Here is a 25,483-nt window from a genome sequence, read left to right as displayed (position 1 = left end):
ATTTTATATGGGAAAATCCCATATAAAATTTACATTAAAACAGGAATTTGCGTGTTTTGCAAGAAAAATTTGCTCGTTCCTGAAAGCAGAATTTCCTTAATTCCAGTGTTTGAGTGAAGTCCAGCGACGATTAAATCGTATCCGCCGTTGTTTGCATAGTCTATCAAAACCTGCCCTGGAATTTTGCCGTCAATGTTTAAAAGCTCGAATTTATCGACTTTCACATCGTGCAGTGCTAGATACTCAGTGATTCTGCGCTTAGTCTCTTCTGCGCTATCTTGGAGATAGTGATTGGCTGTGATGATTGTGACATTTTGCGCTTTTTTGAGCAAGTCTAGCGAGTGATCGAGCGCTCTGGCACTTGCAGCCGTGCCAGTGAGAGAGACTAAAATTTTATCAGCTTTGAAGCTTTTTAGCTCTCTTGGGATTACGATACAAGGCTTGCCACTTTTTGAAACAGCCGCCTCGAAAGTGCCCGTAATCGTGCCAGTTGGGGGCACTGAGACCACGACAAGATCGCAGTATTTAGAGTGCTTTTCAACTAGCTCAGAACGAATTCCTACCAAATGGCGCAAGCAAGCACTTTTTCCCACTCTCTCATCTTCGTGCATATCAAGGCCGATTTTTTTGCACTCTGCCTCGAAAACTGCGCCGATTTCATCGCGCTCAGCCTTCATCTCCTCGTTTGCTGACTCCAAAAACTCGTCCATTAAAACCCCGCCTTTTAGCGTCATGCGGACATTATAAATCATCTTAGGATCTAGCTGGCACGCCATGATATTCATGTGTGTGCCAAAAAATTTATTCACAAGCAACGCACCACGAATTCTGCCCTCTAACTCTTCGCCGCCACCGATTGGAAAAAAAAGTTTTTTAAGCTCCATTTTGCCTCCTTTTTACACTAATTCAAGCGAAATTTTACTACCTTTTTGCTCTGTTACACGCACTCTAACCACATCGCCTGGTTTAAATGGAGTTGTGATAAATTTCGCTCTTAAAAGCCCATCTACGCCGTCACGAAGTGAAATAAATGTGCCAAAATCTAGCGAGCTTTGCACTACGCCGTCAAATTCCTCGCCGATTTCAAATTTAACCTCTTTGCGATCGTGCCTATCGCCTCTATCGCCACGCGGTTTGCGGAAATCTTTCGAATTTGAAACGATAGAGAGAATTCTCTCTTTTGCGCCATCGACGCCGTCTTTGTTCGCTCCTTGGATTTTAACCTCGCCTTTTTCGCGATCCAAATCAATGCTAACGCCGAATTTTTCGGTGATTTCCTTAATCGTTTTTCCGCCTTGACCGATGATATCGACGATTTTGCTAGGATCGACGCTGAAAATTTCGAGTTTTGGAAGCACGGCTTCATTGATTACGATATTTGCGTTTGCTTCCTCCATTAAATTTAATATATGCGCCCTGCCCTCTTTGGCCTGCACTAGCGCCTCTTTTAGCACTTCTAGGCTAATTCCGCCAAGCTTGATATCCATTTGAAGCGCGGTGATTCCGTCGTTACTACCAGCGACTTTGAAATCCATATCCCCGTCGTGATCTTCTAAGCCCATAATGTCAGTTAAAATCGCGTGTTTTTCACCCTCAAAGATTAGCCCCATTGCGACACCTGCGACTAGTTTTATAGTTTTTACACCGGCTGCGCGAAGCGATAGTGCGCCACCGCATACTGACGCCATTGAGCTAGATCCGTTGCTCTCTAAAATTTCGCTTACTACGCGCATTGATTGAGGAGAGTTTATATCAATGCTTGGAAAAATCGCTCGTTTTGCCAAATTTCCGTGTCCTAGCTCCCTGCGACCTGGGCTTTTTAGCGGGCTTGCTTCGCCTACGCAAAATCCAGGGAAGTTGTAATTAAACATAAATTTCTCAGCTATCGGCTCTGAGCTAGTTAGACTATCGCTAAGCTGAGCGTCGCTATCTCCACCCAGAGTTGCCACCACCAAAGCCTGTGTTTGACCGCGGGTAAAGAGGCATGAGCCGTGTGCGCGTGGCAAAATGTTTGTTTCGATTGAAATTGGGCGCACCTCATTTAGTGCGCGTCCGTCGGCTCTGCGACGCTCTTCGATGATTTGAGCGCGTATGATTTGGCGTTTGTATTTGCCAATGACATTTGTTACTACATCTTTTTGCCACTCATTTTGCACCGTGATTTCATCGGTTAAAATTTTATCTACGATTTTATTTAGCTCGGTTGCGCGCTCGCTTTTTGCCATTTGATTAATCGCCTCTTTTACGGCGTCTTTGTAATTTTCGTCGATATATTTGGCGATATTTTCATCTTCGATTTCTGGTTTATACTCTAAATTTGCGTCTGGTTTTTTAAGCGCTAAAAATGCTTCCTCGTATTTGCGCGAGCCCTCTTCGATAGCCTTAGCAGCGAAATTTATCGCCTGGGCTGTCAAATCCTCTGGTAGTTCGTTCATGCTTTGGACGCCATCTACGATTTGAGGGAGCGAGCGCATCTCAATCATCAAAAGCTCGTCGCCCACGCCAGCTACATACAGATCAAGGGCTGATTTTTTAAGGGCTGAATTTGATGGATTTAGCACAAACTCTCCATCTATTCTACCCACACGCACACCGCAAACTGGGGCTTTCATAGGAATATCACTAAGATACAGTGCCACACTTGCCGCATTTAGGCTCACGACCTGCAAATCCACCTCAGGATCTGCTGAAAGGACATAAACTACGATTTGGGTAGGATAGGCATATCCTTTTGGAAAAAGTGGGCGAAGTGAGCGATCTATAATACGGCTAGTTAGCGTCTCAAAATCGCCCGGCTTGGTCTCTCTTTTGATATATCCGCCAGGGATTTTTCCCACGGCATACATTTTTTCGATATATTGCACGGTTAGTGGCAAGAAATCTTCCTCTACCTGTCTATCTTCCCTAGCGACCGTAGCTAGCACCACAGTATCACCTACACGCATAAGCGCAGCACCCGCTGCTTGTTTTGCGACCTTGTCTATGTCAAAAATTTCTAATTGATTATTTACATCAATCTTGCACTGCATTGTTACTCTCCTTGTTTTCGTTTTTATCAATGTTTTTTTCTTTGTGAAATGGTAGGTAAAATTCGCAATTATTTAAAATTTGCATAATATCCTCGGCTTTTTCCTCTTTTTTCTCTTTATAATAAAAATCCACATTTACAAAATCTTTTATTTTATGCACGGCGTATAGCCCATCTACCGCGGCTTCTATCTCTTCGGCATTATCAGTGCTAATAACCGGCGTAGCATAAAAAATCGTCTTTGCATTTAGCTTGATTAGGGTTTTTATACATGTCATTGTCGTAAGCCCACTCTCGCAACCCTCATCGACCAAGATTACATTTTTTCTAGCCAAGTCAGGCAAGAGCGCGCCCTTGCGAAATTTATAGACATTTTTTAAAATTTTTTCCTCATATTTGCGGCTAGCCTGCCCGTAAATATAATCCAAACTTATCCCAAAGCTTTTGACAAGTTCATCTATGAAAACTATCTCTTGCGTTTCGCTCACACAGGCTATCACGCACTCTGGATTATTTGGCGCATAAATCATCTCACTAAATAAAAATTCATAGCTTAAATTTAGCTTTTCAGATAGTCTTTTTACCAAATAAATCGATGATAAAGACTGAGCTATGATTAGGAAATTTTCGTTTTTTACCGCATTTGAGGGCAGAATTTCAGCTAGCTTTTCGGCTGCTTCTACTTCGTTTTCAAACATCAATTCCGCTCTTGGTATCATTGCGCTTCACCATACTCGGTATCAACCGAAAAATCATATCCAACCCCGCCAAATGGGTAGAAATTTACGAAAAAGTAAAATCCATGCTCTTTTTTAGCCTTGGTGTAATCGGCATTGCTCGTGTTTTTTGGCTCGATGTCTTCTTGATAGACGAAAGAGTAGTTCCAGCACTTTCTCGTATGCGTGATACCTAGCCTCCACATTTTTGAATACGACCTAGCCAAATCATACTCCCAGCGCCCAAAAATTTTGTTATTTCCTGGCAAATTCGCGCTTAAATTTGCGATTGTGTAGTTGTCTTTTTTATATCGTTTTTCGTTTTCATCGCCGAATTGATCGTAGGTATAAGCGTGGCTTATGCTCGCGCTAAAATCAGAATTCGAGTAGTTTGCGTAGGTTTGAACCTTGCTAAAACTATCGTATTTGTGCGAGTATCTGAAACGATTGCCTAAATTTAGCCCATTTGCGAAATAAATATCAAATCTATGGTCGAAATTTCCCAGCTCTTCATCGTCAAAATCATAGCTTTGTTTAGCCGAGTGGCGGATAAATTTGCGCCCATTTTTGTCGTAAAAATACTGCGTCATGCCAAGGGCGATATTTTCGTGCGTGTATTCTTCGCCAAGCTCGCCAAGGAAATTATCCTCCCAATACAGCGAATCTTGTAACCTTGCCAAGCGGGATTTGCGTAAATTTCCATTTTTTTCATCGTATTCGTATTGATGAGATTTCAAAATTCTCTTATCAATCTCGCCCTTTTGCCAGCCAGGAATCCTTAAATCAGCCCTCCAAGTCATAGTATGATAAAAGCTCTCATACGCCTTGGCCAAATCCGTAAATGCTGAAAATTCGGTGTATTGATTGGCGTAAAATGTGCTTTTATCAGCTTCTAGTTCGCCGTTTGCGTAGTAGTATTTATCGCTCCAATCTATATGCGTCATATACACACGCTCGCTCACGCTAAGCCCCAAATAATCGCCTAGGAATTTATCACTATAACTAAGCGGAATATCAAGCTCGTATTGGCGCGCGGTAACGCCTTCTTGGCGGGTGAAATTTCGCGCCTTTAAATCCACAGAGTAGAGCAAATTTGGCACAAAGATATCATCGATAAATTTATGATATTGCGCAGTCGGTAGCTCTTGGACTGTGTCGCGGTTTTGGAAGACGCTATCTTGGTTGAGCTTGCTAGTGTCGATATAATACCTGCCATAAAGCCCGAAATAATGGTCATCTGTCGTCAAATAATAATTTAGCTTAGAGGTTACTAGCGCGTTATCGTCCTCATCGACGCCACCTTTGCTCTTTAAATCATAGTATTCAAGGTCGTTTAATTTCGTAAAGTCGATCCATAAATTTTCTTTGAAATTTCCGTCGATTAGGTATCCAGCTAGCTTGCTTCTATCGTATTCAATCTCGTATCCGTGGTGTTTTTCATTTTTATACTCTAAGCGTTCTTGGGCGCGGGTAAAATTATCAAACACACCGCCACGAATTTCGCCCCTTGAATACGGCGAATCCGCGAACCTAAATGTCCCATACACACCAAAACCACGGCGCGAACGAACCTGCGGGTCTAACTGCAAATCCCAGCTATCATACGGCGCGAAATAAATTGGCTGTTTATAATACACGCCCTCATCGCCGATATATCCGCCCTCAGGTGGCAAGAGGCCTGTCCTACGCGTAGTATCAGTAGGCACGCCAAAATACGGCAGATAAAACACAGGCACATCGCCGATATAAAATCTAGGATTGAAAAGGTGTAAAAATTTGCTCTCTTTATTTAGCTTGCCACTGCTAAATTTGATTTTCCAGTCTGGATCTTTGACATTACAGCTAGATATCACAGAGCCCTTGACACGGTAATACTCGCTATCACTGCAACTCTCATCATTTTGCATCCAAAGCTCAGCGTCTTTATCCATCATAAAGGTCGCTTTGCCCTCTTGGGTATTGTTTTTCAAATCAATTTTAACGTATTCGGCTCTGGTGGTTTCGTTATCCCCACGCATAGCATTTACATTGCCAAAAAGCTCGATTATTTCGTTTTTTTCATCATAAGTGGCGCGATCGGCTGTGAGGAAATAGTCCTGTGAATACACAGTCACATTGCCTCTGGCTATGGTTAAAAAGCCGTTTCGCTTGACATTATCGGCGATTAACTCGACATTTTGCACCTTTGCGTTAAGCAAATTTGCCACTAACGCACCAAATGTTAATATTAAAATTTTACTTTTTTTCAATTTCTACCACCAAGGTTTTTGCTGCCAAATCCTGCAAACTCTGACGAAATTTCGTCCAAAATGCAAACAAAAATCCGATATAAAATGCTGTTTCGCTAACAAGCCTAACGCCCGATCTAAACGCGCAAACGCCAAAGCTAAGCCTCTCATTTTCGTCCCTAGCGCTGATGACTTTTATTTTTAGGGCTAATTTTCCCAAAGTCGCGCCATAAAAATATACAAAAATCGCGTGATATAAAAATTTCACCATTACTAAATAGGGCAAATACGGCGCGATTGCGTTATTCAGCGCCATTGGGTCGCTTCCGCTCATCTGCGATGCCGCAAGCAAGGGCTCGGAAGCTGTGCTAATGAGCATAAAGGTAAAAAGCACGCCCATAATCACCTCATCTAAAATAAAGGCGAAAATTCTCTTAGGAAGACTAGCAATCACCTAATTAATCCCTAAGTGCCTGATATGCGATATCGCTTCGGTGTTGAGAGCCTTCGAATTCTATATTTTTGACTAATTCATAGGCTAAATTTCGCGCTTCTCTGATATTATTAGCTACACCCACACTTACCAAAACTCTTCCGCCGTCTGCATAAATTTCGCCGTTTTCTTCGCTAACGCCAGCGTAACAAATGTGAGTGTTAGCCGGAATTTTGCCTAAATTAATCTTTGTTTTTGGCGTAGATTTATAAGGGTAGTTTTCGCTAGCACTTACGACGCCAACAGCAAATTTATCGCGGAGTTTGATGTCTGTTAGCTTGCCAGTGGCTGCATCGTATAAAATTTGGCTTAAATTTCCGTCGATTAAAGGCATCAAAACCTCGCACTCAGGGTCGCCGAATCTGACATTGTATTCGAGCACATACGGCACTCCTTTTACAATCATAAGCCCCACGAAAAGCACTCCGCAAAACGGATTGCCGTCTTTTTTCATACCTCTTAGAGTCGGAGCTACGATTTCGTTTTCGACCCTTTTTATCAGCGCCTCATCTGCTAGCGGGCTTGGAGCGTATGCGCCCATACCGCCTGTATTTGGACCCTGATCGCGGTTTAGCAATCGTTTGTGATCTTGGGCTACTGGCAAAGAGACGAAATTATCCCCGTCGCAAATCGCAAAAAAGCTAAGCTCAAACCCGTCTAAATACTCCTCGACAACCACGGTTTTGCCAGCATCTCCGAAACTGCCTTTTAGCATTTCCCATGCCGCGTCTCTGGCCTCGTCGTGGTTTTGAGCGATTATTACACCCTTGCCTGCGCAAAGCCCGTCGGCTTTGACAACGACTTTTTCATCTAGGGTGTGGATAAATTTAGAAATTTCCTCGAAATTATCGCTGTTTAAAAATCTAGCGGTGCGGATAGCGTTACGAGCCAAAAACTCCTTCATATAGGCTTTTGAGCCCTCTAAACGAGCTGCCGCTTTACTCGGTCCAAAAATCACTAGACCTTTTGATTTGAATACATCGACAATGCCCTTTGTAAGCGGATCTTCTGGGCCTACAATCGTCAAATCGATTTTGTTGTCTTTCGCAAAATTTGCAAGTTCCTCAAAAGTTTTCAAATCCAAATTTTCGCCAAGTGCGCTAGTCGCGCCATTTCCTGGGGCAAAATATAGATTTGAAACATTTTTATCCTCTTTTAGTCTAAGTGCGATAGCGTATTCTCTGCCACCACTGCCGATGATTAAAATTTTCAAGGTAAAACTCCGTGTAAAAATAGCCCAAGTGAGCGTTGCGTGAAAAAGATTCGGCCTAAAACAAAGCCAATCTTGCAACTAGGACAAGCCCTTAGGTCGCAACCCGTAAGCTCAGAGCCTCAAACCGAGCCGCGTCACACCGGCAAATCACATCGTCGCCTACTAAAATATGTTAGACCCTCATAAATAACGCTGGCGCATCACCCAGGCAAGCGAAATTATATGTTTTTTTGCCTTAAAATACAAGCAAACGCCAAATCCACACACGCTTTTATGCTTTGATTTTCGCTGATTATGGGCGTTGTAAATTTGGATAAAATTTTAGCCGTGCTATTTCCTATGCAAATCGCCTGATATGAGCTATCCCAGCCAAAATTTGAGATAAAACTTTTCGCATTTAGTGGCGAAGTAAAAATTATCACGGAATTTGTGGCTGGTTTTTGCGAAATGCTGACTTTTTTGGGTCTGTTTTCATAGCCGATTATATGGGTCAAATTTACGCCATTTTCGTGCAAAATTTGGGGTAAATTCGACACTCTGTCTTTGGCGCTGATATAAAGCGCGCTTTTGCCCTTTAAATGCGTGGCAATCTCGCGCGCAAACTCGTCGCCATGGGAGTTTTGCGCTACGAAAATATTTTTGTATCCCTGGGCTCTTATCTCGTCAGCGCACGCCTTGCCAATGGCGTAAATTTGGATATTTTCATCAAATTTAATGCCGTTAAATTCCAAAGATTTTACCCCATTTTTCGAGGTAAAAATAAGTGCGTCAAATTTGGAATTTATGCTAAATTTGTGAAATTTTATCTCGCATAAATTTAGCCAAATCACCCTCTCATCGTCGAATTTAGTGTTTGAAACTAAATAGAGCTGCTCTTCTCGCCCAGCCACTTTTGCACACTCGCGATCTGCGCTAGCACGCTAGAACTGCTAGCCCCGCCGAAAGATTTCCTAGCGTCCATCGAAGCTTTTAGCCCCAAAAATGCAAGCGCATCAGGCGTGATTCGCTCATCGACCAAGCGTAGCTCTTCTGCGCTCATTTGGCTTAGATCCTTGCCCGCTCTCTCTGCTGCGGCTACGCATTTTCCGGTGATGAAGTGCGCCTCGCGAAACGCCACGCCCTTTTCTCGCACCAAAAAATCCGCCAAATCAGTCGCGCTTAAATGGCCACGCTCAGTCGCGCTTAGCATATTTTTTTTGTTAAATTTGGCTGTTTTTAGCATTTCATTTAGGATTGCAACACTCTCCAAAATAGCTTTTACGCTATCAAACACGCCCTCTTTATCCTCTTGCATGTCTTTGTTATACGCCAGAGCAAGACCCTTCATAACGGTTAAAAGCCCCATTAAATTTCCATAAGCCCTGCCAGTTTTGCCCCTGATTAGCTCGGCTACATCGGGGTTTTTCTTTTGTGGCATTATCGAGCTTCCAGTCGAATACGCATCGCTGATAGTGATAAAACCAAATTCGCTCGAACTCCACAAAATCAGCTCTTCGCACAGCCTTGAAGCGTGCATGAAAAATAGGCTAATGTTAAATAAAATTTCAAGGGCGAAATCTCTATCACTCACGCCGTCCATAGCATTTTCCATAGGGGCATAAAATCCAAGCGCACTAGCCGTGGCGTGGCGATTTATGCGGTGCGGGGTGCCTGCAAGCGCAGCCGAGCCAAGCGGGCTGAAATTTCCACGCTCGAAGCTTGAAACAAACCTTTCATAATCTCGCTTAAACATATTAATGTAAGCTAGCAAATGAAAGGCTAGGCTCACGGGCTGGGCGTGTTGGAGGTGAGTGTAGCCCGGCATTAAAGCGTCTGTGTGGGAGTTTGAAATTTCAAGCAAGGTTTTGATCAAATTTAAAATTTGAACCGAAATTTCGCGGTTTTTTCGCATTACAAAACGCCTGAAATCAAGGGCTACTTGATCATTGCGAGAGCGCGCAGTATGGAGCTTGCCACCGATTTCTTTGCCTACAATTTCGCTTAGGCGTTTTTCTACCGCCATGTGGATATCCTCATCGGCGATTTTCCACTCAAATTTCCCCTCATTAATCTCGGTTAAAATTTGCTCCAAACCAGATTTTATCGCGCTAGCTTCGTCTTTGGTGATGATTCCTGCATCGCCTAGCATGCTCGCATGAGCGATTGAGCCTGCGATATCGTCCTCGTAAAGCTCTCTATCGAACATAATCGAAGCGTTAAATCTCTCCAAAAGCTCGCTACTAGCCTCGCTAAACCTGCCTTCCCACATTTTTTTCATCAATAATCCTTAGAATAAATTTATAATTTTGCGTTTCAAACTAGAATTTTTTGGCTCGTCTGTTAGATACAAGCTCACCACCCTGCCATTATCCGTGCTGATTTCGAGCTTGGCGCCCCGTTCGCCATTTACGCGCACCCTTAGCATATTTGTGGCGGTGTTTTGGATTTCGGGCTTGTCGATTGCGCCATTGTAGCTGGTTTTGTAGTTTTTGACCTCATCGTTGCAATCTTTTGGCGCAAAAAATATATCGTAAAATTTGCCGTTTTTTATGGCTAAATTCTCTCCACCACTGACTATAAAATAGTCATATTTTGGGGTTTGGGTAGTGAAATCCCAGCGAATTTTATCTTGCCTTTCGCCCTGCTTATAGCTAAATTCCGCCGTGTAAGTAGCGTCGAATTTAAACACTTCCTTGCTAAAAAGCGCGAATTGTTTGTCATTAAATCGTCTATTTGGATCGCTTTTTTTATTCAAAATTTTAGTATCTTTTATCTCTGCTCCCTCGCTATCAAATAGCCTAAATTCTAGCATTTCCACAGGTTTGGCTTGGGGGTGAAATTCTATGCTAATAGGATTTGCTGTAATCGCGCACTCTGGCACAGGATCAGGAAGCTCGTGGCTAAAAAAGGCAAGCGAGGGCTCTTTGTTTGGATAATGCGCGTAAGGCGTGGTATTTAGCGATCTAGTGCGCTCGTAGTTTTCGTTTCGTATGGCAAGGCTTTTATTTTTGCAAAGCCCTATGATAAATTTGCCGTCCCCACTCTGGCTCTTTCCGCCACCGCAAATTTCCTCTAAATACTCATTTCCCATTTCATAGACATAAGCAGATTTTTCGCCCTGCTCGTAGTATCCCACGCCAAGGAGATTTGCGTCAAATGTCAAAAACCCAAAACGATGATAAATCGCGCTTAATAGCCCGTCGATTGAAGCTTTGATATCGTGGGCGTTGTAAGAGAGATTTTCTACAATCCCAGAGTTAAACCCTACCGCAAATGCGCGATCACTTGGGGTTTTGCCGCTAAATTCAGCCCTTCCTTCGCTCTCATCATGGGTGACTTCATCGTTTGTAACGACATATTTGGCGTGATTTAGCGCAGCCTTGTCTAAAAGCGAATTTGGCGCAAATGGGTTTAAATTCGAGCTTTGGCGGATATAGTTTATGTAGTTGATCGGCGTATCATAAAAAGAAAAACCGCTTTTACTAGGAAGCGGTTCTTTTAAATTCGCAGGCTCGCCTTTGCAACCCAAAAACAAGCCCGCAGTGCCTAACAAAAGCCAAATTTTAAGCTTTTGGGCCGGCTTTTGCATACTCTACGCCCTCTTTGACATCTTCGTAGCGTTTGAAATTTTCTACAAACATTTTCGCTAATTTCTCGCGAGTTTTTGCGTATTCGTCAGCATTTTCCCAAGTGTTGGCTGGATTTAGAAGTTTTGTCTCAACACCAGCTAACTCTTTTGGAACGGCTAGATTAAATTTTTCAAAATTTTCAAATTCGCATTTTGTGATACTTCCATCAAGGATTGCATTTATACAAGCACGAGTTGCCTTTATGCTCATGCGTTTGCCAACGCCATAAGCTCCGCCACTCCAACCTGTATTTACTAGATATACATTTACGCCGTGTTTGTCGATTTTTTCGCCTAAAAGTTTTGCATAAACTGTCGGATGAAGCGGCATAAACGGCTCACCAAAACAAGCACTAAAAGTCGCCACAGGCTCGGTGATACCGCGTTCAGTTCCTGCGACTTTGGCAGTATATCCGCTTAGGAAATAATACATCGCTTGTTCTTTTGTAAGCTTCGCAACAGGCGGTAAAACGCCAAAAGCGTCAGCGCTTAGGAAAATGATATTTTTTGGATGTCCTGCGCTCAGGCTTGGTTCGTGGTTTGCGATATGCTCGATTGGGTAGCTTACACGGGTATTTTCTGTCTTGCTACCATCGGCGTAATCGACCTTGCCGTTTGCGTCAGCTACGACATTTTCTAAAAGTGCGTTGCGTTTAATCGCACCATAAATTTCAGGCTCTGAGCTTGGATCGAGATTTATACATTTTGCGTAGCAACCACCCTCGAAGTTAAACACGCCCTCATCGTCCCAGCCGTGCTCGTCATCGCCGATTAGCGCGCGGTTTGGATCAGTAGAGAGTGTAGTCTTGCCGGTGCCTGAAAGTCCGAAAAATAGCGCAGTATCGCCATTTTTGCCGACATTTGCTGAGCAGTGCATTGACATTTTACCCTCTAATGGTAGCCAGTAATTCATCATAGAAAAAATTCCTTTTTTCATCTCACCACCATACCATGTGCCACCGATGACTGCGACATTTTCTTCCACATTAAAAATAACAAAAACATCTGAGTTTAGCCCGTCTTTGGCGTAATCCTCATTTACGCATTTGCAAGCGTTATAAACCACGAAATCTGGGTGGAAATTTGCTAACTCATCATCGCTTGGGCGGATAAACATATTTTTTACAAAATGCGCTTGCCACGCTACTTCGGTTACGAAACGCACGCTTTTACGGCTTTTTAGGCTAGCACCACAATACGCGTCTTGGACATAGATTGATTTGTTTGAAAGCTGATTTTTGGCCTTTGCTAGAAGTTTATCAAAAAGCTCTTTGTTAATCGGTTGGTTGATTTTGCCCCAGCTGATATATTTCGCGCTTGGATCTTGCTTCACGAAATACTTGTCTTTTGGGCTTCTACCTGTAAAAATGCCAGTATCGACCATAAAGGTGCCATTATCGCTTACCTTTCCCTCGTTTGCGCGTTTTTCGTGCTCAAAAAGCTCATCATAGCTAAGATTATAAAAAATTTCTTTTTCACCGCTAATTCCTAGTTTTTCAAAATCATTTGGAATTCTCATCTTAAATCCTTTTTTAAAAAATTATAAATAAGTAATTATATCGAAATTTGATTAACCTTTATTAGGATTGTGGAATTTGAAGTAAATTTATCGTTTTTGTAAATTTAAAAAGGGGCGAAACCCGCTAAATTCCACCCCTGTGGTAGTTAAATTAAAGTTATTTTAAGTGGATTAATGGGTCATCTGCATCGACGCTTTGACCTTGGAATACCAAAATTTCAGCGACTTCGCCGTCTCTTGGGCTTTCGATGTTTATCTCCATTTTCATAGCTTCTAGCACGACTACGGTTTGACCAGCTACGACTTTTTCGCCAGGTTTGACTAAAATTTTAAACACATTACTTGGCAGGCTAGCCACGATATCATCGCTATTTGCAGTTGATTTCGCCTCAGTTTTGGCCTCGCTAGGCTCTGGCGCGCCAATGCTGACATTGTAGCTATCGCCATTTACTAAGACCTTATTTCCGCTAAATTCCACCGCATAGGCTTTGCCATTGACATTAATGTCAAATTTATCAGATTTTGCCTTTTTCTCACTGCCCTCGCTAGATTCTTTTGCTTCGTTTTTGCGGATCATTACCTTGCCCTCGCCTTTTAAGAAGGCAATGCCCTTTTCACGGCACGCAAGAGCAATAAATATATTTTCCTCGCTTGGCTCGATATTTTCATCTTCTAGCTGTTTTTTAGCATAAGCAATGCTCTTTGTCTCGTCCAAATCAGCCAAATCAACGGCATTTTTGGTAGTAGGCTCTAAGCCAAGTTGCTCGCTAGCTAATCTTACGACCTCGCTATCAGGGGCAACTGGGGTCTTACCAAAGTATCCAAGCACCATTTTGCCGTATCCCTCAGCGATTTTTTTCCACTCTCCAAACATTACATTATTAAATGCTTGTTGGAAATAAAATTGACTTACAGGCGTTACACTCGTGCCATAACCGCCCTTTTCGACGACTTCGCGCATAGCTTTGATGACAGAGGGGAATTTATCCATGATTTTGTTATCGCGCATCATTTGCGTATTTGCGGTTAGGGCACCGCCCGGCATAGGCGAAAATGGGATTATCGGACTTACCATTGTCGCTTCTGGTGGCAAGAAATAATCCTTCAAACAATCCTCCAAAACCTCTTCGTATTTTAAAATTTTCTCAGCGTCAAAGCCGAAATCAAAATTTTGCCCCTTTGTCGCGTGCAAAATCGTCAAAATATCTGGTTGGCTAGTTCCTCCACTGACTGGATAAGCAGCTAGATCGATTCCATCGACGCCTGCTGCTAGGGCTGCTTGATAGCAAGCCACGCTAACACCAGCTGTTTCATGGGTGTGAAGTCTGATATGAATATCGTTTCCTAGGAGTTTGCGCGCTCTTCTTATGGTCTCAAAAACCTTTTGTGGGCTTGAAGTTCCGCTAGCGTCTTTAAAACAAACGCTATCAAAAGGAATTCCAGCCTCTAAAATTTTGCGTAAAATTCCAGCATAAAATTCAGGATCATGCGCGCCAGAGCAACGAGGTGGTAAATCCATCATAGTAACGGTAATTTCGTGTTTTAAGCCGTGCGCTTTGATACGCTCGCCACTATATTTTAAATTTTCGACATCGTTTAAGGCGTCAAAATTTCGAATAGTCGTAGTTCCGTGTTTGGCAAAGAGTTTGGCATGCATATCTATCATTTCGCGCGAACCAGTATCAAGCGTAACGGTATTTACGCCTCTGGCTAGGGTTTGCAGGTTTGCCTCGTCTCCCACGGTTTCGCGGAATTTATCCATCATCGCAAACGCGTCTTCGTTTAGATAAAAATACAAACTCTGAAATCTAGCTCCACCGCCAAATTCAAAGTGTCTAATCCCAGCCTCTTTTGCCGCGCTCACTGCTGGCAAAAAGTCCTTCATCGCTACACGCGCACCAAAGACAGATTGGAAACCATCGCGAAATGTAGTGTCCATAACATCAATAAATTTTTTGCTCATGCTAACTCCTTTAAAATAATTCTAAATTCTACAATTTCTAGCCTAAAAAAGCTTTTAATCCAAAAATTTCTGGATAAATCGCAAGGGCGAAAAGAACTAAAATTTGAAGTCCGATAAACGGCAACACTCCACGATAGATATCTATTGTGCGCACTGATTTTGGCGCGACACCTTTTAGGAAAAATATCGAAAATCCAAAAGGTGGCGTCATAAATGATGTTTGTAAATTTACAGCGATTAGTATCGCAAACCAAACTGGATTTATATTCATTGCCTCTACAATCGGGAATAAAATCGGCAAAATGATATATGAAATTTCAACATAATCAAGGAAAAAGCCCAAAATTATGATGACAATCATAGTTAGCGCGATAAATCCCCACTCTTTGCCAGGAAGCGCGTGCATGAAATCCTCCACGACATAGTCCCCGCCTGTATATGAAAAAATCATAGAAAAGGCTGTTGCGCCCATTAAAATCATAAAAACCATGCCAGAAATTTTCACGCTTTGGCGAAGTGCGTCGTAAAGCAAAGAAAATGAAAATGTGCGGTATAAAAATGACAAAATTATCGCGCCCACGCAGCCCACAGATGAACTTTCCGTAGGTGTTGCAATACCGCCAAAGATTGATCCTAACACTAGCAAAATCAGCACAAAAACAGGCACGACATTTTTTAGAGCATTAAAAATTTGGCGAGCTTTGGTTTCATCATCGATTTTAGGAAGCTCTGGCGCGCAGTCTTTTTTGGCATACGATATTATGAGGATAAAAACTATATAAAGTCCCACCAAAACGAGCCCCGGCACGATAGCTGCGGAAAATAGCTCGCCTACTGATACCGAAAAAACATCGCCTAAAATGATTAGCACGATTGAGGGCGGAATAATCTGCCCAAGCGTGCCAGAAGCTGCGATAGTGCCGGTAGATAGGGCTTTGTCGTAGCCGTATTTCATCATCACAGGCAGGCTAATAATACCCATAGCGATCACGCTAGCACCCACAATCCCAGTCGTAGCCGCCAAAAGCGCACCCACCAAAACCGTGCTAATCGCCACGCCACCGCGCACCCCGCCAAATAAAAACGCCATAGATTCTAAAAGTCTCTCAGCTAAGCGCGTTTTTTGCAAAATCATACCCATTAAAATAAAAAGCGGAACCGCGATTAGAAGCTGATTTTCCATAATCGAGTAAATTCGGTTTGGCATAAGAGAGAAAAACTGGTTGCTCATTTCGCTTATAGCCTCTGTAAAAACCTCGCTTCCCTCGGCGTATTCCCACGCCTCACTCACGCCATAAATAAATCCAAAAATCACCGCCACAGCCCCAAATGTAAAGGCTACTGGAAATCCCAAAAGCAGCATAAAAAGCGCTGCGCCAAACATTATAATCCCTATCATCACACAGCCTTTGCGCTAGAATTTTCGTCTAAAAATTCGCCGTGGTGGTTGTGGATTAGCAAATTTATATTTTTTATCAAAAACCCAAACGAATAAATAAACAAAAAGACATAAGATAGGCTAATAAATGATTTGATTATCCATAAATTCGTTAATCCGCCTGGATTTGGGCTGGATTCTTTGCTCTCATAGGCTTCGAGCGCGAAATCTAGCGAAAAATACGCCACGAGCGCCACAAATGGCAAGATAAAAAAGATTGTGCCTAAAATATTGATAATCGCCTTTGTTTTGGGGCGAAATTTTTCATATAGCACATCGACCCTGACATGGGAATTTTGCTGTAAAGTATAGGTTGAGCCGAACAAAAACATCGCCGAAAACAGCCACCAGCTAATCTCTTGCATAGCCACAGAATTCGCACTTGGAAAGAGATAGCGCGCAACGACATTGTAAAAAACGCAAAGGACTAAAAGGGCTAAAAAAACAATGCTAAAAAAACCTAAAATTTTCGCAAAACTATCGAAAATTTTTTCTAAAATTTGGAGATTTTTCCTCAAATTTGAACCTTTTTGTATTAAATTTCAAAATAAACCTGCGATTTTATCGAAATTTAGCGCAAAAAATAATAAAATAACGAACAAAAAAGGATAAAAATGGATTTAAAATTTAACAATAAATATTCTCGCAAATTTCTGCTATTTTGCGCAGTTTGGGCGGGTTTGTGGGTTTGCTTTTCATACTGCTTTTTGCAAAATTTCTTGTTTATGTATCCTGAAATTTTCAGCGCTAGGCTTAGGTTTGATTTGTGCGTTTTAGCTCTGGGCGTGATTTTTGTGGCATTTAGCAAGGAGGGCCTAAGCGCGATTTGTGGGTATTTTTTGTGGTTTTATGGCGCGCTTGGCGGGCTAATTTGTGCGAAAAGCCTATCGTATCTGCACAAAGCAGTGCGCGCTAGTAGCGATATGGACGGCGTGATGAACTGCGCTGGAGCGAATAAATTTTTGAGTTTTGATTTAAATAAAATTTCGCTTTTTAAATCATATAATTCTTGCGCTTTTGATATACCCACACCGCCTGCAAATTTCGAAATCAGCGGTATGCGCGCGAATTTAATTAGCGCTTATAATGATGGCTGGTATCTTTTTGTAAGCTCAAAAAGCCTAAGTTTGCCTACGCTTTGGTTTATTGTATTTGGGTTTTTTGCTTTTGTCTGTGTTTTGGGAGTAGTTTTGGGATTTATCAGGCGCAGGGGATAGCCCCTGCGTGAGAGTTACTCTACGATGATTAGAGCATCTGAGCTGTAAATGGTCGATAGATCTTTTAGATCATTAAACCTCCAAACGCTAGTGCAAAGCCCGTCGTAGCCTCTTTTTAGCAATATTTGCTTATCGGTTACAAATGAGTATGTAGCGCAAACATTATCTTTTACTTTGATAGGATTTGCAACACTTGTCATTTGCTTAAATTCCTGCGCATAAGCACCTTTTGCCGTGTAATAACCCATGAGATCGGTTAGCGATGTAGTGATATTTTGCGCCGCTTTGACAATCTCTGCGTCATCTCTGGTAGCAGCTAGTCTAGGGATAGCTACCGCCGCCAAAATACCCAAAATAACAATCACGAAAATTAATTCGATCATTGTAAAAGCCTGTTTCATTTCTTATCCTTTGATAAAAATTTTGCAGGCGTATTCTACCACAATCTATAAATTTTTCGCAAATTCTACCATTTTTGATAATAAATTTATTGTATTTGCATCGACGACAATGTAGTGATTATTTATCAAACTTTTGCCGTTATACAGCGGAGCGACGCCTGTTTTAAGGTCGATTATCGCGCCGCCGCTTTGATGGATTATAAAATCCCCAGCCGCGATATCCCACAGCGAACAATCGCTAAACCTACCATACGCGCTCGCCCCATTTTCCGCCATTACGCAAAATTTCAGCGCAGAGCCAAGCCTAATAAATTCAAGCCCAAATTCCTCGCAAAACGGCATGTATTTTGAGCCTCTGCCATTTCGGCCTATCATAAAGGTCTTTGGCGAATTTGGTTTTTGCTCGATTTTTTCGCCATTTTTATAGACGATGCCACCGCCATTACTGCTATACACATCGCCACTTACAGGCGATGAAATCACCGACAAAATCGGCCTTCCGTCCTCTATCAGCGCGATACAAACGCAAAATTCGCCATTTCGCGCGATGAATTCCTTCGTCCCATCAAGCGGATCGACTAGCCAAAACCTCTTTGCGCTCATGCGCTCATCTGCGCTCATCACGCTCTCTTCGGAGCAAATCGCAATCCCACTAGGTGCTAGCGTGCTTACAATCGCATCATTTGCAGCCAAATCCGCGGTTGTTAGCGGAGATTTGTCCTCTTTGACATAGACATCAAATTTCTCATAATGCTCCATAATCGCCTTGTTTGCGCGCTTTGCCGCAACCACGGCTAAATTCAAAAGTTCATCTTTATTCATTTTCGCCTCCAAAAATAAGCGGTAAGAATCGTTGTAATCGTAGAATTGAAAGATTTGTATTTTAGCACAACAAAGCTTTAAAAAAGCTAGATTAAATTTTAAGGGCAAAATTTATAAAATTTTTGCAAATTCAAGGGGCAAAAAATGGAAATTTTAGAGAATTTGCGAAATTTAAGCGATGAAAAATACGCCAAATTTAGCGCGAAAATTCTGCCGGGAGCGCGAATTTTGGGCGTGAAAATGCCACATTTACGCGCGCTTGCAAAGCAGGTTTTGCATGAAAAAAGCGAGGGTGAAATTTTAGAATTTATCCGCGCCAAGGGCGAATTTAGCGAAGAAATGACCCTAAAAGCGATTTTGATAAATTCGCTAAAAATCAGCGAAAAAAATCGCATAAATTTGGCGCGAGATTTTATCTCTCGTATCACAAACTGGGGCGTTTGCGATACATTTTGCGCCAAACGCAAAAATGATTTAGAGCTGTGGAGGGAATTTACGCTTGGTTTTAGGGAGGCTAGGGGCGAGTTTGAGAAGCGATTTTTTTATGTGAATTTGCTGGTAAATTTCGTAAATTCGCGAGATTTGGCGCTTTTACTAGATACTGCGCGCGCTGAGCGAAGCGAGAAATACTATGTCCAAATGGCAGCAGCGTGGGCGCTGTGCGAATTCGCCGTGAAATTTGAGCGTGAAATTTACGAGTTTTTGCAAGGGTATAAAAACGAAAAAATCAAAAATCTTGCGATTAAAAAAATCTGCGAAAGTTTGCGATTTAGCAATGAAAGTAAGGCGAAATTTAGAGCATTAAAAAGTTAGGTTGCAAAGCAACCTAACTTTTATAATTCATCATAATTCCAAATTTCAAAAAATTCTTTTATCAAATTTTCACTTCTTTGTTCAATCTTGTTTTTATCCCAAATTTCTTTATCTAAAAGTTCTTTATTTATCGATAAATTCCCGATATATTTATCATATTCTAGTCTTTTATCTTTCCATGATGAATTTTGAACTTTTGCATTTAATTTACCTTTTAGAAGTGCCATATTTCCAATCTGATAAATCAATTTATCCGCCTCGTCCTTACTATTTGCGTTATCTGACCAATTTTCTTGCCAAGATTGTGGCATAATATGTTCTAGCTCATAGACATAATTTAAGCCACTCTTATCAATATAATCCTTTTTACCAAATTCCCTACAAAGCTCAATCCAAAACAAGATAAATTTCGCAGATTTGTTAGAAATATTATAAAATACTTCTCTAACCTCATCTGCTAGTGGAATATCAGAAAGATTTTGTTTTAAGATTTCATAAATGCCTTTATTAGTTTGATAATCTTTTATGATTTTTATTACATTTTTATTATATGGCGATGTTCTTTTGCCACAAATACTTCTGAAAAATATAAAAATTTCCATTAATAAAAAACATTTTTTATATTCATCGGATTTATCTCTAAATTCATCTTTTAAGATAAAAATAATTGGCAAAAATGGCGTTTTTACATTTGTAAATTGACAAATATGAAAAAATCTTGTCTCATAATTATATACAAACAAATCATCATTTTTCATTTCTGGCAAATTTCGATATATCAACGCAAATTTTTTAATTTCTTTTAAAAAATTTATCAATTCATCTTCGTTCAATTTGTATATATGGTTTTTATATATGGCACTTAATTTAGACAAATTATCCGTTTCTTTAAAAATACCTTTTACAACTGCAATCGCATGAAATAAAATTTCGCCTTTTGTTCTAGTATCACTACCAGTTTTGATTGTGGTATCCCAAAATGTCTGCTCATCATCATCTTTTTCAAAAATATTTCGCCAATATTCATCGTATAATTTTATGGCTTTTTCTTCATTTGTTTCTTTAATAATTTTATCAAACAGCGAATTTTTTATAATATCTGTTGCGCTTAGTGTAACACCTGTTGAATTTATGGCATCAAAGATTTTTTGCTCATCTTCTTTATCTTGCAAAAATACAGACACTAATGATTTATGTTCAGAAAAAACAGTTTGCGCAAATTTAAATTTTCTATCTTCGTCTTTGCCAAATTCTTCTTGTATTTTCTTTGTAAAATAATTATAACACCCAAAAATGCCAGTTTCTTCATTTTGATCAAAATTTTCATTATTTAAAACTTTTGAATATTTTTCTCTATCTATCAAAGAGTGTTGAATTTTTATCTCATTTTTTGTAAATGGTTTATAGAGAAAATTTTTAAAATCAGATATATTTTCATTGTCAATTTGATCAATTAAGGCTTTTAGTAAAATCGATAATGTTGTTAATCTTTGTTGTCCGTCTATTATCTGCGCTTCATTTTTGCTACCTTGAAGTCGTTTTAAAATAATAGAACCCAAAAAAGGCTCAACACCATCATTAAAAGACGAAATCAAATCTTCGAATAATCTTGCCCAATTTTCACTATCCCACTTATATGTTCTTTGAAAAAATGGAATAATAAGTTTATGTTCTTGCAAAACTATTGCACTAAAAGTATTTTCACGAGCTTCCACATTACACCTCACTAAAATTTTCAAAATAAAATTCGGCTATTATACATGGGGGGTGTAAAAGTTCAATAAAATTTGGAAAAATTTAAAAATTTGATTAAAATTTAATAACAAATTCAGGGCTAAATTTGTAGTCAAATTTGCCCTAATTTGCGCTGAATTTTAGCGAATTTCGTCGCTATTTTTATCATCGTTTTCTAGCGCATTTACCCTTTTGCCAATGTCTTTGAGCTGCGAAAACTCTTCGATTAGGCGCGGCGCGTCATCTAGGCTAATCGCAAAAGTCCAAATATAATTCATCACGGTAAAAATATACCCAGCGTCTGTTTGTTTGACCGCCAAAAGATAAGCTGCCAAACTAAACGCTAGCGCACAAATCGAGCCTACGATGAGATAGCCAATCGCCTCGCGGTTCGAGATAGTGCGAATACGCGAAAGCAAATCGTAGTGGCGCAAAACGGCGATAGGGCTACCTTTTTCTATGAGATTTACCTCGTTTTCGTTGCGGTTGTTTAGCTTCAAATAAAATCTATCATTTTTGCGAATATATCGTGGCAAAAAGGGTGCTAAAACAGCGACTATGATTAGACAAAAGCTCGCTACAATCGGCTCGTAAAAATATAGCATAAAAACACTTCCCAAAATCGAAACCACAGAGGTAAAAAGCATAGGAAAGGAGTGTTCGAAAAAATTTATAAATTCACGCGAAAGCGCGACGCGTGCGCTTGTCTGGCTCACGCTTGCGTTTGAGCTTCGTTCGTTTGAGATGATATTGACGGCTAAATTTGCATAAATTTTGCTAAATGCGTAGGTGTCGATTTTGCGCCTAATAGCGCCCAAAAACCAAATTCCAAATATCACAAAAATATAAATTATCGCGATTTTCGCCTCGCCTGCTAGAATTTTATTTATCGCAAATCCGCCAAAAATCGGATAGAGCATAAAGGCCAAATTTTCCAAAATCACCAACGAAAATGTAAAAATCAGCTTTTTGTAATGTTTCAACGCGATGAAAATAAGCGTTTTAAACGCACTTTTTTGCATAAAAATTCCTAAATTTGAATTAAATCGCGCAAGTATAAAGGGGAAAATTTAATAAGATTTAAATTTGATTTTAATTATAAAAAAGTATCTAAAATTTAACTATGCAGTTAAATTTTAGACAATGCAAAATTTATTTGTAGCGATAAGTGATTCTGCCCTTATCAAGGCTGTATGGCGTAAGCTCGACTTTGACGCGATCGCCCGGCATGATTTTGATATAGTGCATACGCATTTTGCCTGCGATATGGCACAAAATCACATGCTTGTTATCAAGCTCGACCTTAAATGTCGCATTTGGCAACGCCTCGATTACATTGCCATCAATCTCAATGACATCATCTTTTGCCATTAAATTTTCTCCTTTTAATCTTTCAAGCTTTTGCTTAGAATTTCGACTTTGTTATTTACCACAGCCAAGCAATGCTCATAATGAGCCGTCCTAAGGCCGTCTTTGCTCGTCGTCGTCCATTTATCAGCGCCCACGACTGGGGTGCCGTCTTTTTGGCAAATCATCGGCTCGATACAAAAGACCATGCCGTTTTTGATTTTTGGCCCTGATTTTGGATTGTTGCCCTCTAAATAATTTGGGATCTCAGGCTCTTCGTGCGGTTTTTTGCCGATTCCATGCCCGCAAAATCCATATAGTGGCACATATCCGCGCGCTCTGATAAATTGCTCGATAGCTAGGCATAGCTCTTTGAAGTGCATGCCGACCTTTATCGTGTCGATAGCATGATACAGTGCGTCTTTGCTGCATGCGATGAGCTCTTCGTCTGATTTTGAAATTTTACCAATCGGCAAAGTGCGTGCGCTATCGCCGTAATATCCATTTAACCGAGAGCCTAGATCGATACCTAGTATGTCGCCCTCTTTTAGGATAGTGTTATCAGGTATGCCATGGATTATAACTTCATTTAGCGAAAGACAAGCTGCGTTTGGGAAACCATAAAGCCCTTTAAATGCCGGATATGCGCCCTTGCTTGTGATAAAATCATCGATTTTTTTATCCACTTCTAAAAGCGTCATACCGGGTTTTATGAATTCTTCCGCATAATCAAGGGCAGCGGCGACGATTTTATTCGCCGCTCGCAAACCCTCTAAATCTTTTTGATTTTTGAGTAAAATTGCCATTTTATAGTCCAACGGCACTTAGGGTTTGGTATTTGTTCATATACACTTGCGCTTCGATTCTTCTCATAGTATCAAGTGCAACTGACACTACGATTAGCACGCTCGTGCCACCGAAATAAAATGGAACACCCATAAATTTGACTAGCAACCATGGAATAACAGTCACCAAGCCTAGATAAATCGAACCCCAAAATGTAAGGCGAGATGCAACATCATTTAAAAATGTCGCTGTGCCCTCACCCGGACGAATTCCGGGGATAAATCCACCTTGTTTTTTCAAATTTTCGCTGATATCTTTGGAATTAAACGCGATTGAAGCGTAAAAATACGCAAAAAATACAACTAAAATAAATGTCAAAAGATTAAAGAAATAGCTACTTGGATTGATAAAGTCAGCTACTTTTTGGACAAAAGAATTTGTGCTAGCAGTCAAAATCGTGCTAGGAAACATCAATACCGCACTAGCGAAAATTGGCGGAATAACACCGCTTAAATTTAGCTTGATTGGCACATAATTCATAATGCGTTTGTTTTGGTTCGCCATTAAAATTTTGCGAGGAAACGAGATTGGAATCCTGCGCTCGCCTAGCTCGACATACAAAATCGCCGCGATTGTAGCAAAAATAATTAAGGCGATTGCGATTAATTTTAAGATATTAAGTTCGCCATTATTTACGAGCTGAACTGTGCCGCCGATCGCCGTTGGTATTGCGCTAACAATACCGGCAAAGATGATTAAGCTCGTGCCGTTTCCAACACCTCTTTGAGTAATCTGCTCGCCAATCCACATCAAAAGCATAGTGCCTACAAGCATAGAAATACACGAAATAAATATAAATTCGTTTGTATTTTCTGCCATGATAGCCTTCGCGCCATTTACGCCCGTAATGCCCTGCAAACCGATACTAACACCGATTGCTTGCACAAGCGCAATAGCGATTGTAGCGTAACGAATAATTTGCATATATTTTTGCATACCGTCGCGCTCTTTTTTTAGTTTGCCTAAATTTGGAAATGTAGCAGATAATAGCTCCATAATAATCGAAGCTGTAATGTATGGCATAATGCCCAGCGAAATGACGCTAAATCTTTCGACCGCGCCACCGCTAAACATATTAAACATACCAAAGGCATTGTCTTTGTTTGTATTGAAAAATTCTTTTATCACCTCAACATCAACGCCCGGCACTGGCACATAAGCCAGTAGCCTGAAAGCAAATAGAAAACCCAATGTAATGAGTATCTTGTTGCGAAGTGTTTTGTTCATTAGTTTTGTCCGCTAAATTTTACATTTTCGTCTTTTATCTTGCTAGCAAGATCTTTTGCACTTGCACCGATAAGTTTTACTACTTTTACAGAGCTAGACATTTTATGAACAGTTCTGATAGTATCAACTGTAATCTCGCTTAGCTCTTTTACAGCTGAAATTTTTTCTACATTGATTACATAAGGTTTTTCAAATCTTGAATAAAAACCAACCTTTGGTAATCTTCTTTGAAGTGGTTGTTGACCACCCTCAAAACCTCTTTTTTCATGTGAGCCAGTGCGCGCAGTTTGACCTTTGCCACCGCGACCTGCTGTTTTGCCAAGACCGCTACCTTGACCACGACCTAGTCTTTTGGTGCTATGAGTAGAGCCTGGTGCTTTTTGAAGATTTTCTAATCCCATCTTAAATCCTTGTTAGTGTTTTAGCATGCTAAGAGCCTTCATTGTAGCTCTTACGACATTTGATGAGTTGTTTGAACCAAGAGACTTAGTCAAAATATCTTTAACGCCTGCAAGTTCTAAAACAGGGCGAACAGATCCGCCTGCGATTACGCCGGTACCTTCGCTAGCTGGTTTAAGCAAAATTCTACTAGCGTTGTATTTAACCTCTACATCGTGAGTGATTGTCGAACCGTTTAGTTTAACCTCGATGATGTTTTTAAACGCATCATCTACGGCTTTTTTAATCGCGTCTGGAACCTCTTTTGATTTTCCAAAACCAAAGCCAACTAAACCATTTCTGTTACCAACAACGATTAGGGCAGTAAATCTAAATCTTCTACCACCTTTTACGACCTTTGTAACCCTACCGATATTAACGATTACTTCTTCGAATTCTTCTCTATTATATTTTTCCACGATAATTCCTTTGG

Annotated in this window: 24 protein-coding genes; 2 read left to right on the top strand and 22 right to left on the bottom strand. The window is 40.7% G+C overall.

Annotated elements, in window-relative coordinates; translation table 11 throughout:
• Positions 1 to 29 precede the first annotated feature (29 nt).
• The 13 genes from OFO00_RS02305 to OFO00_RS02245 all read right to left on the bottom strand — a co-directional run bounded on the left by OFO00_RS02305 (position 30) and on the right by OFO00_RS02245 (position 16,723).
• Positions 30 to 884, bottom strand: a complete 855-nt coding sequence (locus OFO00_RS02305; RefSeq protein WP_270864717.1) for a universal stress protein — start codon at positions 882 to 884, stop codon at positions 30 to 32.
• Positions 885 to 896: 12 nt separating this feature from the next.
• Positions 897 to 3,029, bottom strand: coding sequence for a polyribonucleotide nucleotidyltransferase (locus OFO00_RS02300; RefSeq protein ID WP_270864716.1), 2,133 nt, complete (start codon positions 3,027 to 3,029; stop codon positions 897 to 899).
• The gene (locus OFO00_RS02295) at positions 3,013 to 3,747 is read right to left on the bottom strand and encodes a phosphoribosyltransferase family protein (protein WP_270862721.1); all 735 of its coding nucleotides are present in this window, start codon (positions 3,745 to 3,747) and stop codon (positions 3,013 to 3,015) included. The genes OFO00_RS02300 and OFO00_RS02295 overlap by 17 nt, the downstream gene beginning before the upstream one ends.
• The gene (locus OFO00_RS02290) at positions 3,744 to 5,951 is read right to left on the bottom strand and encodes an LPS-assembly protein LptD (protein WP_270864715.1); all 2,208 of its coding nucleotides are present in this window, start codon (positions 5,949 to 5,951) and stop codon (positions 3,744 to 3,746) included. The genes OFO00_RS02295 and OFO00_RS02290 overlap by 4 nt, the downstream gene beginning before the upstream one ends.
• A 28-nt stretch (positions 5,952 to 5,979) precedes the next feature.
• Positions 5,980 to 6,426 carry an RDD family protein gene (locus tag OFO00_RS02285; protein ID WP_270864714.1) on the bottom strand — a complete coding sequence of 149 codons (447 nt, stop codon included), beginning with the start codon at positions 6,424 to 6,426 and terminating at the stop codon, positions 5,980 to 5,982.
• Positions 6,427 to 6,430: 4 nt separating this feature from the next.
• A complete protein-coding gene (gene purD, locus OFO00_RS02280) occupies positions 6,431 to 7,678 on the bottom strand; it encodes a phosphoribosylamine--glycine ligase (RefSeq protein ID WP_270864713.1) in 1,248 nt (415 codons plus the stop codon).
• A gap of 218 nt (positions 7,679 to 7,896) precedes the next feature.
• Positions 7,897 to 8,568: a uroporphyrinogen-III synthase gene (locus OFO00_RS02275; RefSeq protein WP_270864712.1), complete on the bottom strand. Its 672-nt coding sequence runs from the start codon at positions 8,566 to 8,568 to the stop codon at positions 7,897 to 7,899.
• Positions 8,538 to 9,935 (bottom strand): argininosuccinate lyase, encoded by a 1,398-nt coding sequence (gene argH, locus OFO00_RS02270; RefSeq protein WP_270864711.1) that lies wholly within the window; start codon positions 9,933 to 9,935, stop codon positions 8,538 to 8,540. The genes OFO00_RS02275 and argH overlap by 31 nt, the downstream gene beginning before the upstream one ends.
• Before the next feature lie 9 nt (positions 9,936 to 9,944).
• Positions 9,945 to 11,246: a CAP domain-containing protein gene (locus tag OFO00_RS02265; protein WP_270864710.1), complete on the bottom strand. Its 1,302-nt coding sequence runs from the start codon at positions 11,244 to 11,246 to the stop codon at positions 9,945 to 9,947.
• Positions 11,221 to 12,804 carry a phosphoenolpyruvate carboxykinase (ATP) gene (gene pckA / locus OFO00_RS02260; protein ID WP_270864709.1) on the bottom strand — a complete coding sequence of 528 codons (1,584 nt, stop codon included), beginning with the start codon at positions 12,802 to 12,804 and terminating at the stop codon, positions 11,221 to 11,223. The genes OFO00_RS02265 and pckA overlap by 26 nt, the downstream gene beginning before the upstream one ends.
• Positions 12,805 to 12,961: 157 nt before the next feature.
• Complete coding sequence (locus tag OFO00_RS02255) at positions 12,962 to 14,767, bottom strand: biotin/lipoyl-containing protein (protein WP_270864708.1); 1,806 nt, start codon at positions 14,765 to 14,767, stop codon at positions 12,962 to 12,964.
• Positions 14,768 to 14,804: 37 nt separating this feature from the next.
• Positions 14,805 to 16,166: a TRAP transporter large permease gene (locus OFO00_RS02250; RefSeq protein WP_270864707.1), complete on the bottom strand. Its 1,362-nt coding sequence runs from the start codon at positions 16,164 to 16,166 to the stop codon at positions 14,805 to 14,807.
• Positions 16,166 to 16,723 carry a TRAP transporter small permease subunit gene (locus tag OFO00_RS02245; protein ID WP_270862711.1) on the bottom strand — a complete coding sequence of 186 codons (558 nt, stop codon included), beginning with the start codon at positions 16,721 to 16,723 and terminating at the stop codon, positions 16,166 to 16,168. The genes OFO00_RS02250 and OFO00_RS02245 overlap by 1 nt, the downstream gene beginning before the upstream one ends.
• A 96-nt stretch (positions 16,724 to 16,819) precedes the next feature.
• On the opposite strand from OFO00_RS02245, the gene OFO00_RS02240 reads away from it, so the two are divergent.
• On the top strand, positions 16,820 to 17,422 hold the full coding sequence (locus OFO00_RS02240) for a hypothetical protein (RefSeq protein ID WP_270864706.1): 603 nt from the start codon (positions 16,820 to 16,822) through the stop codon (positions 17,420 to 17,422).
• A 14-nt stretch (positions 17,423 to 17,436) separates the two neighbouring features.
• Here OFO00_RS02240 and OFO00_RS02235 read toward each other — a convergent pair whose 3' ends face one another.
• Positions 17,437 to 17,823 (bottom strand): type II secretion system protein, encoded by a 387-nt coding sequence (locus OFO00_RS02235; RefSeq protein WP_270864705.1) that lies wholly within the window; start codon positions 17,821 to 17,823, stop codon positions 17,437 to 17,439.
• A 45-nt stretch (positions 17,824 to 17,868) separates the two neighbouring features.
• On the bottom strand, positions 17,869 to 18,645 hold the full coding sequence (locus OFO00_RS02230; RefSeq protein WP_270864704.1) for a 3'(2'),5'-bisphosphate nucleotidase CysQ family protein: 777 nt from the start codon (positions 18,643 to 18,645) through the stop codon (positions 17,869 to 17,871).
• A gap of 144 nt (positions 18,646 to 18,789) precedes the next feature.
• Here OFO00_RS02230 and OFO00_RS02225 point away from each other — a divergent pair, with 144 nt between their 5' ends.
• Complete coding sequence (locus OFO00_RS02225; RefSeq protein ID WP_270864703.1) at positions 18,790 to 19,458, top strand: DNA alkylation repair protein; 669 nt, start codon at positions 18,790 to 18,792, stop codon at positions 19,456 to 19,458.
• A gap of 20 nt (positions 19,459 to 19,478) precedes the next feature.
• Here OFO00_RS02225 and OFO00_RS02220 read toward each other — a convergent pair whose 3' ends face one another.
• The 7 genes from OFO00_RS02220 to rpsE all read right to left on the bottom strand — a co-directional run bounded on the left by OFO00_RS02220 (position 19,479) and on the right by rpsE (position 25,469).
• Positions 19,479 to 21,173: a DUF262 domain-containing protein gene (locus OFO00_RS02220; RefSeq protein ID WP_270864702.1), complete on the bottom strand. Its 1,695-nt coding sequence runs from the start codon at positions 21,171 to 21,173 to the stop codon at positions 19,479 to 19,481.
• A gap of 159 nt (positions 21,174 to 21,332) precedes the next feature.
• Positions 21,333 to 22,214 carry an ABC transporter six-transmembrane domain-containing protein gene (locus OFO00_RS02215; RefSeq protein WP_270864701.1) on the bottom strand — a complete coding sequence of 294 codons (882 nt, stop codon included), beginning with the start codon at positions 22,212 to 22,214 and terminating at the stop codon, positions 21,333 to 21,335.
• A 130-nt stretch (positions 22,215 to 22,344) separates the two neighbouring features.
• Positions 22,345 to 22,563, bottom strand: a complete 219-nt coding sequence (gene infA, locus OFO00_RS02210) for a translation initiation factor IF-1 (protein ID WP_005869854.1) — start codon at positions 22,561 to 22,563, stop codon at positions 22,345 to 22,347.
• Between the two features lie 14 nt (positions 22,564 to 22,577).
• Complete coding sequence (gene map, locus OFO00_RS02205; protein ID WP_270858558.1) at positions 22,578 to 23,345, bottom strand: type I methionyl aminopeptidase; 768 nt, start codon at positions 23,343 to 23,345, stop codon at positions 22,578 to 22,580.
• Position 23,346: 1 nt separating this feature from the next.
• Positions 23,347 to 24,612: a preprotein translocase subunit SecY gene (gene secY, locus OFO00_RS02200; RefSeq protein ID WP_270858559.1), complete on the bottom strand. Its 1,266-nt coding sequence runs from the start codon at positions 24,610 to 24,612 to the stop codon at positions 23,347 to 23,349.
• Positions 24,612 to 25,013: a 50S ribosomal protein L15 gene (rplO, locus tag OFO00_RS02195; RefSeq protein ID WP_270858560.1), complete on the bottom strand. Its 402-nt coding sequence runs from the start codon at positions 25,011 to 25,013 to the stop codon at positions 24,612 to 24,614. Before rplO ends, secY begins: the two co-directional genes overlap by 1 nt.
• A 12-nt stretch (positions 25,014 to 25,025) precedes the next feature.
• Positions 25,026 to 25,469, bottom strand: a complete 444-nt coding sequence (rpsE, locus tag OFO00_RS02190) for a 30S ribosomal protein S5 (protein ID WP_270858561.1) — start codon at positions 25,467 to 25,469, stop codon at positions 25,026 to 25,028.
• Positions 25,470 to 25,483 lie beyond the last annotated feature (14 nt).

It is taken from the genome of Campylobacter sp. VBCF_04 NA7 (genome assembly GCF_027737405.1).
Taxonomy (GTDB): Bacteria; Campylobacterota; Campylobacteria; order Campylobacterales; family Campylobacteraceae; genus Campylobacter_B.
This window is presented reverse-complemented; position numbering and strand designations above follow the sequence as displayed.

Bases quoted from the DNA above. Each gene is read 5' to 3' on its own strand.
- argH (WP_270864711.1), bottom strand. From the start codon at position 9,935: ATGAAAAAAATGTGGGAAGGCAGGTTTAGCGAGGCTAGTAGCGAGCTT.
- secY (WP_270858559.1), bottom strand. From the start codon at position 24,612: ATGAACAAAACACTTCGCAACAAGATACTCATTACATTGGGTTTTCTA.
- pckA (WP_270864709.1), bottom strand. From the start codon at position 12,804: ATGAGAATTCCAAATGATTTTGAAAAACTAGGAATTAGCGGTGAAAAA.
- map (WP_270858558.1), bottom strand. From the start codon at position 23,345: ATGGCAATTTTACTCAAAAATCAAAAAGATTTAGAGGGTTTGCGAGCG.
- OFO00_RS02215 (WP_270864701.1), bottom strand. From the start codon at position 22,214: ATGCAAAAAAGTGCGTTTAAAACGCTTATTTTCATCGCGTTGAAACAT.
- OFO00_RS02295 (WP_270862721.1), bottom strand. From the start codon at position 3,747: ATGATACCAAGAGCGGAATTGATGTTTGAAAACGAAGTAGAAGCAGCC.
- rplO (WP_270858560.1), bottom strand. From the start codon at position 25,013: ATGGGATTAGAAAATCTTCAAAAAGCACCAGGCTCTACTCATAGCACC.
- OFO00_RS02230 (WP_270864704.1), bottom strand. From the start codon at position 18,645: ATGAATAAAGATGAACTTTTGAATTTAGCCGTGGTTGCGGCAAAGCGC.
- infA (WP_005869854.1), bottom strand. From the start codon at position 22,563: ATGGCAAAAGATGATGTCATTGAGATTGATGGCAATGTAATCGAGGCG.
- OFO00_RS02235 (WP_270864705.1), bottom strand. From the start codon at position 17,823: ATGAAACAGGCTTTTACAATGATCGAATTAATTTTCGTGATTGTTATT.
- OFO00_RS02300 (WP_270864716.1), bottom strand. From the start codon at position 3,029: ATGCAGTGCAAGATTGATGTAAATAATCAATTAGAAATTTTTGACATA.
- OFO00_RS02265 (WP_270864710.1), bottom strand. From the start codon at position 11,246: ATGCAAAAGCCGGCCCAAAAGCTTAAAATTTGGCTTTTGTTAGGCACT.
- OFO00_RS02305 (WP_270864717.1), bottom strand. From the start codon at position 884: ATGGAGCTTAAAAAACTTTTTTTTCCAATCGGTGGCGGCGAAGAGTTA.
- OFO00_RS02255 (WP_270864708.1), bottom strand. From the start codon at position 14,767: ATGAGCAAAAAATTTATTGATGTTATGGACACTACATTTCGCGATGGT.
- OFO00_RS02225 (WP_270864703.1), top strand. From the start codon at position 18,790: ATGGAAATTTTAGAGAATTTGCGAAATTTAAGCGATGAAAAATACGCC.
- OFO00_RS02240 (WP_270864706.1), top strand. From the start codon at position 16,820: ATGGATTTAAAATTTAACAATAAATATTCTCGCAAATTTCTGCTATTT.
- OFO00_RS02250 (WP_270864707.1), bottom strand. From the start codon at position 16,166: ATGATAGGGATTATAATGTTTGGCGCAGCGCTTTTTATGCTGCTTTTG.